Origin of the sequence: Phycicoccus elongatus Lp2, assembly GCF_000367525.1 — a bacterium.
Classification (GTDB): domain Bacteria; phylum Actinomycetota; class Actinomycetes; order Actinomycetales; family Dermatophilaceae; genus Phycicoccus_A; species Phycicoccus_A elongatus.
In genome coordinates this window covers 2736506-2750366 of the sequence record NZ_HF570956.1, presented here as the reverse complement: position 1 = coordinate 2750366, position 13861 = coordinate 2736506, and the positions used below count along the sequence as shown (strand labels likewise).

The following is a 13861-nucleotide window of genomic DNA, read 5'->3' as shown; positions in this document are numbered from 1 at the left end:
ACCACCGGCTCCCCCGGCACCACCGGCTCCCCCGGCACCACCGGCTCCCCCGGCACCGAGGTCGTCGTCGGCAAGGCGGACCTCTTCGCCACCGTCCCTGCCGAACTGGTGGCCCCCCGTGACGCGACCGGCACGACGATCTGGGTCGGCTGGGAGGACACCGCGCGCGCCGTGTTCACCGTCGCCGACGAGGCCCGTCCCACCTCTCGCGCCGCCATCGCCGACCTCGTCACCGCCGGCCTCACGCCCACCTGCTTACCGGCGCCCGCCGGGAGACCGCCGAGGCGATCGCCCGCGAGGTCGGCATCGACCCGTTGAACGTCATCGCCGAGGTCGCGATCATCGTCCCCATGCGCTCCGAGCTGCCAGCCGTCGTCGACGCGATCGGCCTCTCCCGCCAGACCCTGCGCATCATCAAGCAGAACCTCGCGTGGGCCTTCGGCTACAACGTCGCCGCCATCCCGCTCGCGGTCGCGGGCCTGCTCAACCCGCTGATCGCGGGCGCCGCCATGGCGATGAGCAGCGTCCTCGTCGTGACCAACAGCCTGAGGCTGCGCCGTTACGGACGGTGAGCACGCGGACTCAGATGGTGACCTCGCCCTGCGGGGTGCGGAAGGAGACCGCGAGCAGGCCCGGGGTGCCGTGCGGCGCAACGAAGTTCAGACCGATCGAGGGGCTGACCTTCTCGCCCTCCTTGAGGCCGATCCAGTCGCGCACGCGCGAGGGGTCGCCGGCGATCATGAGCGAGGCGAGCACGACGTCCTCGGAGACCTGGGTCGAGGGGTGGGGGCTGTCGGCCTCCCACTTGATGAAGAAGGGGAGCTGCGGGTCGGCCTGCAGGCCCTTGACGCCGAGCTGGCGCCAGCGCAGCTCGACCCCGTCGGGACGGTGGCGGTTGCCGGCGACGGCCTCACGACCGAGCCGCTCCTCGTGGGCACCCATGTCCTTGACCTCGATGACCCAGCCGAGCCAGCCACCGCCGGCCTCGGAGCGGGCCCGCACGACCTGGCCGAAGGGGGCCTTGTCGGACGCCGGGTGGTCGAGAACCTCGACGACCTCGACGTAACGCTCGTCGGCGAGCGGGAGGATGACATTGCGAGTGCCGAAGCGCGGGTGGACTCCCCCGTCGACCGGCTCGACACCCAGTGTTCCGGCGAGGCGCTCGGCCGTGGCCCGCGCACCGTCCTGCTCGGCCGCATAGACGACGTGATCAACTCGCATGTCGACAATCTTTACACGCGCGAGAGGGTGCTCCTGACCACGGACGGTGGCTCCTCGTGGGTAAGCCTTTTCGAAAATCTGCAGGTCACAGGCTCCGCTGGCGGACCGCTTCGAAGAGCACGATCGCTGCTGCGACCCCGGCATTGAGCGAGTTGATCTCGCCGGCCATCGGAATACGGACCCGTTCGTCGGCGGCGGCGAGGGCCTGGTCGGTCAGTCCGTACTTCTCGGTCCCGACAGCGATCGCGACCCCTCCGGTGAGGTCCGTGGCGGTGTGGAGGGCTGACGCGTCGGGCGTCGTCGCCACCAGTCGTATGCCGCGGGCAGCCAACCACGGGCCGAGCTCGGCCCACGTCGTGGTCGCGACGGGCACGGCATACACCGCTCCCTTGCTTCCCCGGATGACGTTGGGGTTGCCCCAGTCGGTCACCGGATCGACGGCGATGACCGCGTGCACCCCGGCGGACTCGGCCGAACGCAGCATCGAGCCGAGGTTGCCGGGCTTCTCGATGCCCTCCGCGACGAGCACGAAGGCGTCGGCGGGCACGTCGAGCGCGTCGAGGGTGGACCCGAGTGCCGGCAGGACGGCCAGGAAGCCGTCCGGTCCCTCCCGGTAGGCGACCTTCTCGAAGGCGGCCCGCGAGAGGGCGATCGTCTCGACCCCCCGCGCCCGCAGGTCGTTGACGAGGCGTTCCTGACGCTGTGGGTCGAGCATGAGGTCGCGGCAATGGAAGACCGTGCGTGGCACGACACCGGCCGCCACGGCCAACTCGAGTTCCTCGAAACCCTCGACCAGGGTCACCCCAGACTCGTCCCTCGCCCGGCGACGCCGCAGACGCACCAGGGCCTTGAGCCGAGGATTGGCTGAGGAGGTGATGAGGAGGTCGTCCATGGCGACCCAAGCATGACAGTCCGGAAGGTCCGTGCGCCGCTGCGACTCCTTATGCTGTGCGCTGTGGGGAGCGGTGAGGGGCGGTCCGGCAACGCGCGGGGGTCGATCGGTCGTGCCGTGGTCTGGGTGCGCGACCGCCCCCTCAAGCAGTTGGCCGCCTGGCTCGGCGCCCTCGCCCTGGCCCTCACTGCCCCCTTCGGCGGTTGGGCCGACGCCAGCCATCCGCCGATGACGGTCGTCACGGCGGACCAGGTCGTCAAGACCGGGCCGATCGACGTGACCATCACCCGGATCAGGGCGAACACCCGACCCGGCGAGACCTTCGCGGCGATGGAGGACGGGCAGTACCTTCTCGTCTTCGGCACGGCCCGCGGCACGGCCAAGACCACCTTGACCAACGGCGAGTTGGCCGATGCCATCCGCCTCGACGGCGTCCCGGGCCTGGAGAAGTCCTTCTACACCAACGACTACCTGCCGGTCACGAAGGCGATGTCGGCCAAGCCCACGGTCTATGCGGTCGAGGACTCGACGTTGATGACGGCGCTGGTCCCCGACCTGACCTACGAGGTCGCCTGGGTGTGGCGGCAGCAGGCAGCGGCCCCGCCGAGCAGCATCGACGTGCAGGTCCAGGGCTTCACGTGGCGGCAACGCTCACTCGACGACTACACGGGCTGGCTCGACCCCACGCCGACGGCACACCTGCGTCTGCCCGTCGAGGTCAGGCCCCCGTGGGTCAAGCCGGGCGCCACACCGAGCCCCGCGGCATCCCCCACGCCGGCGGCGACGTCATGAGCGCCGCGGATGTCTGGCGCCGCTGGCTCGGTGGACGGGGCCGCAGCCTGGGGGCCGGAGTCCTCATCCTGGCCAGCCTGGCCGTGGGACGCGTCATCACCGATCGTCTCCCCGACGCCGAGTCGGTCATCGAGAAACCGATCGAGCGGCGCGGAGTCATCGGCACACCGATCGCTCTGCGCATCGGCGACGTGACCGTCACCGAGGTGACGGGGGCCACGAGTTGGGCGAGCGTGAGCGAGGGCAAACGCACCCAGGGCGTCTGGTTGGCGGCATCCATCGACCTGCTTCCCAGTCGGCGCGAGTCGGGCCTTTCGTATGCCGCAGTCCGGGACTCCAGTGGACACGTCTGGGAGTTGGGGCGAGGTGAATCGACCTGCAAGGCACCGATCGCCGGGGTGCCGATGCACTGTCAGGTGCTCATCGAACTGCCGCGCCGACCCATCAGCAATGCCGAACTCGTGCTGCGGTGGACCAACTTCGACGACCGGTTCGACGACCAGGCGGTGCTGCCCCTCACCCTGGATCAGGCGACCATCGACACGTGGGCTGGCACCGAGGGCCCGATCAAGGTCCCGCTCGCAACCCTGGGGGACTCGTGACCTGGCTGCGCCGCAACCGGCTCGGCCTGATCCTGCTCCCGGTCGCCCTCGCCCTCGCCCTCGCCGCGTCGAGCAGTCGGCTCGTGCACTTCTGGCTGCCCTATGTCGCCAGTGACGTCCAGAAGGGCACGGTCGGGGCGCCGGTCCATCTGGAGCAGGAATGGATCGACCACGCGGGGACGCACACGCGCTCGGTCGAGGTGACGATCCACGGCATCGACAAGACCTCCGTCGTGCGGGATTTCGACGGAGAGGACGTCGAGTCGCACGGTCCGACGGGCACTGCGGTCTGGCGCGTGTCCTTGTCACTGGCCGCCGACGCGGACCAGGTCCTGCGCGGGTGCCAGCTCGAGGTCGAGGACACCGAGGGGCGTCGCTACCTCTTCGGCTCGGCGAGCACCACACCCACCGACGTCAAGGCCAGCCCGTGCCTCAACCCGCACGAGGAAGGCCCCGAAGGTGACTTCTTCGGGACCGGCCCGTCGACGCCGGATCCCGAGGACAGGCCGCGGCCGGCCCAGTGGGACACCGTCGCCGACGTGATCCTCGCCGGTGACGCCGTGCCGGCGAAGGTGCGCCTCTGGTGGGAGATGCCGGTCGTCATCATCGTCCCGGTCACGCCCACCTCCTGAGGCTCCGCCCCGCCGCCGGTATGCCGCGCGGTCAGGTCGCCGGAGCGGGCTCGGCTTCCACCTCGGTCGCCTCCTGGGGCGTCGGCCGCAGGATCCAGTCGACCGCGGCAGCCAGGAGGGACACCATGAGGATCGTGTAGGCACCCTTGATGGCCAGGTCGAGGTAGGGGGTGATGATCTCCATGAAGTTGGGCTCGCGCGGGCCGATCAGCCAGCGCAGCAGCCACGCGACGGCGGTCTCGACCTGCTTGGCCAGGACGAAGACCAGGCAGAAGAGGAGCATCGGGGCCAACCCGGCCCGGCTGAAGGTCTTGAGCGCACCGGCCAAGCCCTTGAAGCGGTCGATCGGCCCGGAGAACATCTCGCCACTGATCCGACGAACCGGCCCCGGCACCTTGTCCATCCGGGCCGCCCACATCTTGGCTCGCTCGCTCGGCTCCTCGGCCTTGAGCTGCGACAGCGAACGGCCATAGACGATGGCGCCGACGGTGAGCCAGGCCATCGGCACGATGATTACGGCGTCGGCCTGTCCGATGATCGTGGCAAAGAAGCCGACGATCTTGTCGCTGAGCGCACCCACCCCACCCAGCGACGAGGTGGCGTTCTCGTAGGCATCCCTGGTGACCACGGCGGCCTGCCGATCCTTGAGCCAGTCGGTCCAGTCGGTGAACTTGTTCATCGCCGCCTTGGCGAAGAGCGCCACCCAGGCCACCTCGACATAGGCGGCGAGCCAGCCCCAGCCCAGGTGCTTCTTCGGCAACTCGAAGCGGTCGATGAGCCACCGCAGGCCGAGAGCCACAGCGACGGTCCCCCAGAACCACCACCCCTCGGGGAAGGCCAACCGATCGACCCGCAACTCGCTGCCGCCCTGCCAGAAGTCCGCGCTGAACTGGAAGGTGTCGGCGGCGGTCTCGTTGAGGAACTGGCGGGTGTCCTGCCGGAGGTAGCCCTGCGCGGCATACACGGCGAAGAAGGGGATGAGGGTCGCTGACAGGAGCGCGAGCCGGTCCTCGATGAGGTTGGGGCGCTGCGCGACCTTCCCCTCGGCGGAGTCCTCGGCGCCGTCACCCTGGAAGTGCACCCAGCGCAGCGAGGGTGCGACGACCCGCAGGGCGAGGATGAGGGCGGCGACGGTCGCGAGCGGAGCCAGCGGCAGGAGCGCCTGACCAGCCCACGCGTGCCAGAGAGTCGCCTTCATCGCCCCCCAGAGGACGGCGGCGCGGATCGCGGACCCGAAGAGGAAGATCGTCAGCAGGACCGGCCAGTGGTCCCACAACAGCCGCAGCCCGGCGCGGACGACCGATGTCGCCTCGACCACTGCCCCCCTGAGCGTGCTCACGGAACCAAGGATCGCAGGATCGGCACCAATCCGTCATCGGTGACGCTCAGCGTCACCTCATCCGCGACGGCCTTGACCTCGTCCGGGGCGTTGCCCATGGCGACACCGCGCGCGGCCCACTGGAGCATCTCGAGATCGTTGCGCTGGTCCCCGACGGCGACGGTGTCGCCCGGCTCGACCCGCAGCCGCCGCCGGACCTGCTCCAGCGCTGAGGCCTTCGACACGCCCTCGGGGTTGATGTCGAGCCACGCGGTGTAACCGACGCCGTAGTTGAAGCCGTGCAGCCCGATGGTCTCGGCGAGGTGGACGAAGTCGTCGGTCGACGCCGAAGGGCTGCGAAAGGTCAGGCGGGTGACCGGTCGGGCGGCGAGCTCTTCCCAGGGCACCACGACCACCTCTCCCTCCAGTTCGCCGTCGGGGAAGGGCGCGCTGACCTTGAAGCCGACCCCGAGTTCCTCGACGGCGACGACGGCGTCCGGCCACGACCCCTTCAGCAGGTCGAGCGCCGGCGTCGGGTCGAAGGTGACCGCTTCGAGGAGGTCGTAGCCCGGGACCCGGCCGGGATCGAGGGCAATGGTGACCGCGCCGTTGCAGCACACGGCATACCCCCGGGGCAGGGCGAGCGCCTCGATGATCGGCAGGGTGCCCACGATCGTGCGGCCGGTCGCGATGACGACATGGTGACCGGCCTCGACGACGGCTTGTACGGCCTCGCGCACCGCGTCCGAGAGGTGTCCGTCGTGGTCGATGGTCGTGCCGTCGATGTCGAGGGCGATCAGGTGGGGCACGCTCACGACGGCAACGCTAGACGGTGGGATCGGACGGGCGGGGACTCGGGTCGACCGATCCGGAAGACGGACAGGGCGCGGCGGTCGGGGCCGAGATGGGACTGCAGGGCGGCCGCGGTCGCCGGGGCGTCGATGAGTTGGCTGAGCGGATGGACGTGGAGACCATGGCGCGCGGCTGCCAGCCAGGTGCGCAGGAGGGCGCGGCCGGCGTCGGCCACCTCGGTCGGCGTCTGTGCGCGGTCGGCGGATGTGTGGAAGGCGACGACGGTTCCGAGCCCGGACCGGGTGGACGCCTTGGCCAAGAGCGTCGGCCCGCCGAGGTGACGGAGTGCAGCCCAGGAGCGGGGGTGAAGCGCGGTCTCGAGGGCGCGAGCCTCGCTGCGCGAGAGGGCAAGCGCCGTGTCGGTCAACCCATCGCTTCGGTATGCCGGGTGGCTGGGTGCGAGTCGTAGCCAGGACCGGAGTTCGTCAACCTGCGGCGTCGATCCGAAGGACCACGCATCCGCCTGTGGCAGAAGGGTTTTCACGAGGTCAATCGGGAGGATGTCAAGTCTCTGCTCGGCCGGGAGGTCCGCAGCCGCCGTCACGGCGGCGACCTCCCGCCCGGTGACTCGGGGCTCGACATAGGCACCGCGGGCCGTGCGACGGGCCCGCAGGTCCTCGGCGGTGAAGGGGGCCTCGACCGTCACCGCCGAGGACCTGCGGGTCAGTCGGGCCGCGCGGTGGCGGCGGGCATCGACCTGCCAGTCGACCCCGAGGGTGTGTCCGAGGTCGCCGGCCGCAATGACGAGGCACTCGGCGAGCGCCCCGAGGGAGAGCCAGAGGTCGCGGCGCGTCGGATCCGCGACGACGAGTTCGCGTGCGGGGTCCCAGTCGATGACGACCGAGTCCCCGTCCGGGCGGACGATGCCGGGCTGGGTGTTGTGGGCGCTCGGCGCGCGACCCCAGGTCTCGTGTGCAGCGTGGAGGTCCTCGATCCACGACCGGTCCGGTGGCGAGGTCACCGCACGGCCCGTCGGTAGAAGGTCGTGCCCTGCAGAGGCCTCCCACCCATCCGCTCATAGGTGCGCGACGATCCGGCATTGGCGGTCTCGACGAAGGTGCTGCGCAAGGTGCGGTAGCCGCCCGCGCGCAGGCCGCGCTCCACCTGGCGGGCCAGCAGGGTCTGGAGGCCGCGTCCCTGGGCGCTGGGGTCGGTGCCCTTGATGATGAGGATCGCGTCGGTGGTGCCCTTCAGGCGACGCCACAGCAGGCCCGGATAGTCCTTCACGGCGAGCCGGCCGTCGCGCGCCATCGCAAACTCGGAGAGGTCGGGCACGACGAGGACGAAGGCGGCCGGCTCGCCGTCGATGTAGGCCAAGAGGAAGAGGTCGGGGTCGAGAAGGAACTCCAACCCGGCAGTCTGGTGCGCGAGGTCCGCGGCCGAGATCTCGGTGTAGTAGGGCAACGCCGCGAAGGACGCGTTGAGCACCTGCCGCATCGCCTCCAGGTCGCGCCGCAGGCGCAGCCGCGACGCCTTCCGCACGACCACACCGCCCGACGGTTCACCGATCGGCGGCTCATCTGCAGGCGGCTCACTCGCGGCGCCATCTCCTCCACCGAGCGGGACGATCCAGGTCGCCCCCTCGAAGATCCGCGCGAAACCGAGCGCCTCATAGGCCTCGGGATACGACGCCGGGTTCCAGGGCGAGTCCATGAAGCCGCGCTCGTCGAAGCCGGACGTGATGACGCCACCGGTCTGGTTGGGCAGCAACGCGACCGGACCCACGAGTTGGGTGCGTGCGGTCACGCGGGCCGAGCCCGCGGCATACGTCATGAGGGTGTCGAGGACGGAGACGTCGGCGAACTCGGTCAACCCGAAGAGTTGGGTCTCAGCGCCCACCTTGTCATCGAAGGAGGGGTTGTGGTGCAGGCACATTCGGCCGACGGCCGCCCCGGAATTCGACCGCGCGAGCAGGAAGGTGACGGGTCCGAAACGACCCTGCGGATGCTCGCCGGTCCACCACGACCTCAGCGTCGGCTGGAGCAGCGGCACGTGCCTTCCCCGCCCGTGCAGGGTGAAAGGCAGGGCCGCGAATTCCTCGAACTGTTCCTCGGTGAGGACCTGCTCGACCCTGACGCTCACACGATCTCGCTCGTCGCGTCGTCCACGCGTTGTGGGCCCTGATCGCCACGGATCGGGCTGTAGGTCTCGATGTGCGCCATGACGTTGCCTTCGGCGCGCCAGATGCCGTTGGTGTAGCCGTCCGGTTCGGCGACCCAGAGGCGGATGTAGCCGCCCTTGGCGTTCTTCGTGCCATCGGTGATCCACTGCATGAGTTTGCGGTGCTCCGGCGAGCGCGCGATCCTCAGCAGGTCATCGCGGGTGTCGAAGTAGGCGATGGTGCCGAGGGTGAAAGGCGGCTCGTAGTAGACGGTGTGCCAGCAGTAGCCGGGCATCGCCTTCATCCGCTTGACGAGTTTGCGCCAGGTCCACGAGAGGGTGATCCACGCAGGAATGCCGTTGTAGCGGGTGGCGCCGGTGAACATCGCACCCGCCTGGGCGATGCGTGGCGCCTTGGAGAAGTCGGCAGATCTCATGAGGTCGCCTCTGGTGCAGCGGTTTCGGTGGCCGGCTTGCGGAAGTAGACCTTCTTGATCTTGGACTGACCGCCCTCGAAGGGTCCGGTGCCGAAGTCATGGACGCGCACGTCGATCCGGGCAGCGGAGGGGTCCTCCTCCAACGACTGCTTGAAGTCTCGTGAGACCGCGGTGAGGTGGGCGACGATGCCCTGCTCGCAGGCTGACGCAAGGGCCCCGCGACCGGCGTCATCGAGGTGCACGCCCTCGCGGGCGCAGATGTTGACGACCGGTCGGCTGTCGAGCTCGGCGTCCTCCTCGAGGGTGAGCATGAAGGCCTCGATGTCTCCGGCTCGTGGATTGTCCTCGTAGAGGCCGTATTCGATGTCCTGTGGGTAGATGTTGGCGCCCATGAAGGAGACCGTCGAGTCCGCGCGACCGTAGAGGAAGAGCAGGGGCAGCTTCATCCGGTCGACGGCCTGCGCGGCGCGGAAGCCGGCCTCGTGGCGCGGGTGGCGGGCGATGAGCTTCTCGAGGTCGGGGAAGTCGAGCAGTTTGGCCTCGTCGCCGATGTTGTAGCGCAGTTTGGGTGAGAGCACGATCGAGGAGTTGAGCGTGCACAACAACTCGCCCTCGTCGGTGACCTCGAGGTAGGTCTCGAGCGGGTTGTACTGGAAGACCATCGGGATGCGCGGGTCGTCGGGGCCGAGCAGGTCGGCCTTGAGGGCCTCATCGGCGACGATCTGGTCACGCAGCCAGACCGTCAGCCGGGACTCGGCGCCCATGCCGATCGTCAGGTCGGAGGCGCCATAGCCGGAGAGGACGCGACGGAAGCGCTGCTCGCAGTAATCACGCAGGGCCTCGGTCATCCCCTCGCCGCCGACGAGGCCATACATCGCGTGCGCGTCCCAGTCGAACCCCTGGGCGTCGAGCCGGTCGCGCAGGTCCTTGAGGAAGGGTGGGTAGGCGGTGACGAGATAGTTGTAGTGCGGCCCGAAGTGCTCGATCGTGTCGATGATCTTGTCGAGGTCGGGGCCGGTGTTCTTGACCATCGCGATCTTGGCCATCGCAATACCGGTGTTCGTGCCGGTCGCCCAGGCGCCCATCGAGTAGGCATTGATGACGAAGAGTCGCTGACGGGGAAAGACCTGGGTGGCGAAGCCGGCGACATTGCGGTGGATGACGTTGAGCTCGCGCTTGCCGCGCACCCAGTTGAAGGGCGTCCCCGAGGAGCCGGAGGACTCGTCGACGACAGTGCCGACGCGGTCGAGGTGCCCGTCCCAGCAGCGCTGCTCCTCACTGAACTTCTTGACGTAGGAGTCCTTGCTCGTGGGCGGGTAGGAGGTCAGGTCGAACCATCGGAAGGAGAACTCGTTGGCCGCCAGATGGCTCTTGTAGGCCGGAACGTCGAGGCCCGCGAACTGACACGTCATCCAGGCGTGCAGCCGCGCGAACCTGCCCATGGCGGGGTGGTAGTGCCGAGCCGTGAACCGCCAGAGCGCCGGATGGACCTTGTAGAGCCCATAGATCTCGGTGAGGCCGATCGCCGAGCCGCGCAGGATCCCGCGCCGCGCCATGCCCAGCGGCTTGGACTTCCACACCCTCATGGCCGGGCCCAGACGTTGCTCCGCGCGATCCGGTGACGGCTCCCCCATGTGCCTCTCCATGACGGTCACCCTAGTGATCGTCCGACAGGATGGGACCCATGACGACCTACGAGTGGGGACGGGCTGACCGGATCGAGCGCGCTGCCTTCCGGGCGCTGCTGCGTGTGCCCGAGGCCATCCGCCGACGCATCGACCTGCGCCCACGCGTCATCGACGGTCATCGCCTCGACCCGGACACCAACGTCGGCCTGCAGATCCTCACCCGCCTGCCCAACAAGGAGTTCGACGAGCTTCTCGTGCCCGAGGCCCGCCGGGAGATGGCCCTGCGGTCGTGGATGTTCGCAGGCGACCCGACCCCCGTCGGCGCGACCCGTGACCTGACGATCCCCGGCCCGGCGGGCGGCATACCGGCCCGGCTGTATCGCCCGCTCGGTGTCGAGCGCGAGCGGCCGCTGCCCCTGCTCGTCTACTTCCACGGCGGTGGCTGGGTGCTCGGCGACATCGACACGCATGACCCGAGCTGTCGCTTCCTGTGCGCTGAGGCGGGCATCGCGGTCCTCAATGTCGACTACCGACTGGCGCCGGAGCACCGCTTTCCGGCGGCGGTCGACGACGCTGTCGCGGCCTTCCGCTGGGCGCATGCACACGCCGCCGACCTCGGTGTCGACGCCGGCCGGATCGCGGTCGGGGGCGACAGCGCGGGGGGCAACCTCGCGGCGGTCGTCGCCCAGGAGACCAAGCGGAGCGGAGGCCCGATGCCGGCCCTGCAGTTCCTCGGAGTGCCGGTCACGCACCTCGGGGCGACGACACCTTCGCGCGAACTCTTCGCCCGGGGCTACTTCCTCACCAAGGCCAACATGGACTGGTACGAAGCCCACTACCTCGGCGACGCCGACCCCTCCGACGTGCGCGCCTCGCCCCTGCTCGCCGACGACCTCGAGGGCCTGCCACCGGCCTACGTGGCCGTCGCCGGCTTCGACGTGCTGCGCGACGAGGGCATCGCGTATGCCGAGAAGCTCACAGCTGCAGGCGTTCCCACGACCCTGCGCGTCCACACCGATGCCGTCCACCCGATGCTGACGATGCTGGGCGCTCCCTTGGGGCAGCGCGTCCTCGCCGAGACAGCCGCCGCCCTGAAGGCCGCGCTGGCCTGAGCCGGCGCGGCCTTCGCGGTGCTCACTCGGGGGCGGACCAGGCCTGCTTGATGCTGAGCTTGCCGGAGGTCTGGAGCAGTGAGCGTCGGTAGAGCCGCTCGGCGCCGCGGACGATGACGCCGGCCAGGGCGATGAGCAGCAGCAGAGCGACGACCGGCTCCCACCAGGCTGCGCTGCCGTCGAGAATCCGGATCGGCATGAGGATCGCCGAGAACGGCGGCACGAAGGACAGCACCGTGAGCACGGCTCCCTTGGCGAGGAAGACCGCGAACCACATCGCCATCATGAGCATCGTGAGCGGCATCGCCGTCTGCTGCAGGTCCTCCGTGCGGGAGGCGAGTGCACCGGCGACCGCCCAGGCGCAGGCGATGACGAGGAAGCCGAGGAGGAAGAAGACGAGGAACCACACGATGCCGGCGCTGACCGAGGGGAGATAGGACTTGTACTGCGTGAACGACAACCCGATCAGCCCGATGCCGGTATAGACGACCATCTGCCCGACGGCGAGCGCGGTGTTGCCGAGGATCTTGCCGATCAGCAACTGCCGCACCGGGATCTTGGTCGCGATGATCTCCACGATCCGGCTCGCCTTCTCCTCGACGACACTGCCCGCGAGCTGCATGCCGAAAGTGAGTGAGGCCATGTAGAAGAGGAAGGCGAGGACGAAACCCATCACCTTGGCGAAGCCCTGTTTGTCCGCATTGCCCTTGAGGATGCTCGCCTTCAGCGTGGCGCCCTTCTCGATGGCGGCCACCGAGGTGCCGGCGCTCTGGGCGTTGGTGGCGATCGTCGACTGCCGCACCACGGTCGATGCGGCGGCCTGGAGACCGTCGGGCACCTCCGTCGCGGCCGTGAGCGTCCAGTCGTCGCCGACCTTGTGCAGCCAGACGTCCGCGTCGTCATCCAGCACGAGGGCACGGGCGGCCTGCGCGCTGTCCGCGCTCCTGACGTCGACGATGACCTTGTCGTCAACCGCGGTGACCTCGGAGGCGAGGGTCCTGGCAAAGCTGACATCCGCACCGGAAGCGACCAGGTCGTAGGTCTTGGTGCGGTCCTCCATGAAGGCCGAGACGACCATGAACCCGGCGATGACCGCCACGGTGAGGACGGTCCCGACGAGGAAGGATTTGTCGAAGATCTTGGCGAGGATCTCTCGCTTGGCGACGATGGCCCAGGCGGTGCGCATCGCCCCGGAGGGGGCCCGGCCCCCAGTGGGCGCTGGGGTGGTGCGAACGGGGTTCTGCTCGATGGTGCTCATGCCGTCACCTCACGGTAGATCTCGGACAGGGGTGCAATGATGCGGGCGAATTCCTTGACCTCGCCGCGGGAGAGGGCATCGCGCAGGAGTATCTGGTCGGCTCCGGGGGTTTCGCCGGTGAGTTCGAGGACCGCGGTCGCGCCGTCGACATCGACCGTGTGGACACCGGGCACGTCCCTCACCCAGCCCGCGTCGGAGCCGAGGACGAGGCGATACCGCTGCGGCCCGCGGTTGCGGAGTTGGGCAACGGTGCCGTCGGCGACGACTCGACCCTTGGCCAGCACGACGAGGTGGTCGCAGAGTCGCTCGACGAGGTCGAGTTGGTGACTGGAGAAGAGCACAGGTATGCCGCGGGAGGTGTGCTCGCGCAGCAGGTCGGCCATCGAGTCGACGGCGGTCGGGTCCAGGCCGGAGAAGGGCTCGTCGAGGATCAGTGCCTCGGGACGGGTCATCAACGCCGCGATGATCTGGACACGCTGCTGGTTGCCCAGGCTCAACTTCTCGACCCGGTCGTTGGCCCGGTCCGCGAGCCCGAAGCGCTCGAGGTGGTCCATGATCGCGGCCTTGGCGTCGCTCGCCGACATGCCTGACAGTTCGCCGAGGTAGACGAGCTGGTCGACGATCTTCTGCTTCGGATAGAGCCCCCGCTCCTCGGGCATGTACCCGGTGCGCTGACGGTTCGCGGCCGTGATCGGCGCGCCGTTCCAGAGCACCCGTCCGGCGTCGACGCCCAGCAGGCCCATCGTCATCCGCATCGTGGTCGTCTTGCCCGCACCGTTGCCCCCGACGAAGCCGGTCATGTGGCCGTCGTGGACGGCGAACGACACATCGTCGACGGCAGTGAGGTCACCGAACCGCCTGGTCAATCCCTGGATCTCGATCATGACCACGACGTTAGGTGGGCCGTGCGGCATACGGATCACTCGTGGGACTGAACCAAAGCGGTGGGCAACTCCCCCTCAAGGTGGACGACCCCTCACATTTCCCAACCCAGTTCGTATGCCGCGGCCCTCTCCG

The 13861-nt window shown here is 69.1% G+C and carries 14 protein-coding genes and 2 pseudogenes; 6 read left to right on the top strand and 10 right to left on the bottom strand.

The window, feature by feature from the left end; genetic code table 11:
* Both BN10_RS18350 and BN10_RS18345 read left to right on the top strand, forming a co-directional pair.
* A pseudogene (locus tag BN10_RS18350) lies at positions 1 to 318 on the top strand (hypothetical protein); the annotation flags it as partial.
* A gap of 53 nt (positions 319 to 371) precedes the next feature.
* Positions 372 to 572 (top strand): annotated as a pseudogene (locus tag BN10_RS18345) (metal transporter); the annotation flags it as partial.
* 10 nt (positions 573 to 582) lie between these two features.
* On the opposite strand, the gene BN10_RS13295 reads toward BN10_RS18345, so the two are convergent.
* On the bottom strand, positions 583 to 1221 hold the full coding sequence (locus BN10_RS13295) for a VOC family protein (protein WP_010851774.1): 639 nt from the start codon (positions 1219 to 1221) through the stop codon (positions 583 to 585).
* Between the two features lie 85 nt (positions 1222 to 1306).
* The gene (locus tag BN10_RS13290) at positions 1307 to 2113 is read right to left on the bottom strand and encodes an RNA methyltransferase (RefSeq protein WP_010851773.1); all 807 of its coding nucleotides are present in this window, start codon (positions 2111 to 2113) and stop codon (positions 1307 to 1309) included.
* A 63-nt stretch (positions 2114 to 2176) separates the two neighbouring features.
* On the opposite strand from BN10_RS13290, the gene BN10_RS13285 reads away from it, so the two are divergent.
* The 3 genes from BN10_RS13285 to BN10_RS13275 are packed head-to-tail and all read left to right on the top strand — an operon-like array spanning position 2177 to position 4139.
* A complete protein-coding gene (locus BN10_RS13285) occupies positions 2177 to 2905 on the top strand; it encodes a hypothetical protein (protein WP_156917238.1) in 729 nt (242 codons plus the stop codon).
* Complete coding sequence (locus BN10_RS13280; protein WP_198014060.1) at positions 2902 to 3507, top strand: hypothetical protein; 606 nt, start codon at positions 2902 to 2904, stop codon at positions 3505 to 3507. Before BN10_RS13285 ends, BN10_RS13280 begins: the two co-directional genes overlap by 4 nt.
* Entirely contained in the window at positions 3504 to 4139 is a 636-nt protein-coding gene (locus tag BN10_RS13275; RefSeq protein WP_010851770.1) for a hypothetical protein, read from the top strand. Before BN10_RS13280 ends, BN10_RS13275 begins: the two co-directional genes overlap by 4 nt.
* 31 nt (positions 4140 to 4170) lie before the next feature.
* Here the strand turns inward: BN10_RS13275 and BN10_RS13270 are convergent, their stop codons facing one another.
* The 6 genes from BN10_RS13270 to BN10_RS13245 are packed head-to-tail and all read right to left on the bottom strand — an operon-like array spanning position 4171 to position 10492.
* Positions 4171 to 5478, bottom strand: a complete 1308-nt coding sequence (locus BN10_RS13270; protein WP_010851769.1) for a hypothetical protein — start codon at positions 5476 to 5478, stop codon at positions 4171 to 4173.
* Entirely contained in the window at positions 5475 to 6272 is a 798-nt protein-coding gene (locus tag BN10_RS13265) for an HAD family hydrolase (protein WP_010851768.1), read from the bottom strand. Before BN10_RS13265 ends, BN10_RS13270 begins: the two co-directional genes overlap by 4 nt.
* Entirely contained in the window at positions 6269 to 7270 is a 1002-nt protein-coding gene (locus BN10_RS13260; protein ID WP_010851767.1) for a nitroreductase family protein, read from the bottom strand. The genes BN10_RS13265 and BN10_RS13260 overlap by 4 nt, the downstream gene beginning before the upstream one ends.
* Positions 7267 to 8391, bottom strand: coding sequence for a GNAT family N-acetyltransferase (locus BN10_RS13255; protein ID WP_010851766.1), 1125 nt, complete (start codon positions 8389 to 8391; stop codon positions 7267 to 7269). The genes BN10_RS13260 and BN10_RS13255 overlap by 4 nt, the downstream gene beginning before the upstream one ends.
* Positions 8388 to 8846, bottom strand: a complete 459-nt coding sequence (locus BN10_RS13250; RefSeq protein ID WP_010851765.1) for a hypothetical protein — start codon at positions 8844 to 8846, stop codon at positions 8388 to 8390. Before BN10_RS13250 ends, BN10_RS13255 begins: the two co-directional genes overlap by 4 nt.
* On the bottom strand, positions 8843 to 10492 hold the full coding sequence (locus BN10_RS13245; protein WP_010851764.1) for a phenylacetate--CoA ligase family protein: 1650 nt from the start codon (positions 10490 to 10492) through the stop codon (positions 8843 to 8845). Before BN10_RS13245 ends, BN10_RS13250 begins: the two co-directional genes overlap by 4 nt.
* Before the next feature lie 38 nt (positions 10493 to 10530).
* Between BN10_RS13245 and BN10_RS17855 the strand changes: the two genes are divergently transcribed.
* Positions 10531 to 11586 (top strand): alpha/beta hydrolase, encoded by a 1056-nt coding sequence (locus BN10_RS17855; protein WP_010851763.1) that lies wholly within the window; start codon positions 10531 to 10533, stop codon positions 11584 to 11586.
* 22 nt (positions 11587 to 11608) lie between these two features.
* Here the strand turns inward: BN10_RS17855 and BN10_RS13235 are convergent, their stop codons facing one another.
* Together BN10_RS13235 and BN10_RS13230 are read right to left on the bottom strand one after the other, a co-directional pair.
* Entirely contained in the window at positions 11609 to 12844 is a 1236-nt protein-coding gene (locus BN10_RS13235) for an ABC transporter permease (RefSeq protein WP_010851762.1), read from the bottom strand.
* Entirely contained in the window at positions 12841 to 13728 is an 888-nt protein-coding gene (locus BN10_RS13230) for an ABC transporter ATP-binding protein (protein ID WP_040753642.1), read from the bottom strand. The genes BN10_RS13235 and BN10_RS13230 overlap by 4 nt, the downstream gene beginning before the upstream one ends.
* Positions 13729 to 13861: the final 133 nt, after the last annotated feature.

Excerpts from the sequence above, each read along its gene's own strand:
- BN10_RS13295 (WP_010851774.1), bottom strand. The coding sequence starts at position 1,221 with ATGCGAGTTGATCACGTCGTCTATGCGGCCGAGCAGGACGGTGCGCGG.
- BN10_RS13290 (WP_010851773.1), bottom strand. The coding sequence starts at position 2,113 with ATGGACGACCTCCTCATCACCTCCTCAGCCAATCCTCGGCTCAAGGCC.
- BN10_RS13280 (WP_198014060.1), top strand. The coding sequence starts at position 2,902 with ATGAGCGCCGCGGATGTCTGGCGCCGCTGGCTCGGTGGACGGGGCCGC.
- BN10_RS13250 (WP_010851765.1), bottom strand. The coding sequence starts at position 8,846 with ATGAGATCTGCCGACTTCTCCAAGGCGCCACGCATCGCCCAGGCGGGT.
- BN10_RS13245 (WP_010851764.1), bottom strand. The coding sequence starts at position 10,492 with ATGGAGAGGCACATGGGGGAGCCGTCACCGGATCGCGCGGAGCAACGT.
- BN10_RS17855 (WP_010851763.1), top strand. The coding sequence starts at position 10,531 with ATGACGACCTACGAGTGGGGACGGGCTGACCGGATCGAGCGCGCTGCC.
- BN10_RS13235 (WP_010851762.1), bottom strand. The coding sequence starts at position 12,844 with ATGAGCACCATCGAGCAGAACCCCGTTCGCACCACCCCAGCGCCCACT.
- BN10_RS13230 (WP_040753642.1), bottom strand. The coding sequence starts at position 13,728 with ATGATCGAGATCCAGGGATTGACCAGGCGGTTCGGTGACCTCACTGCC.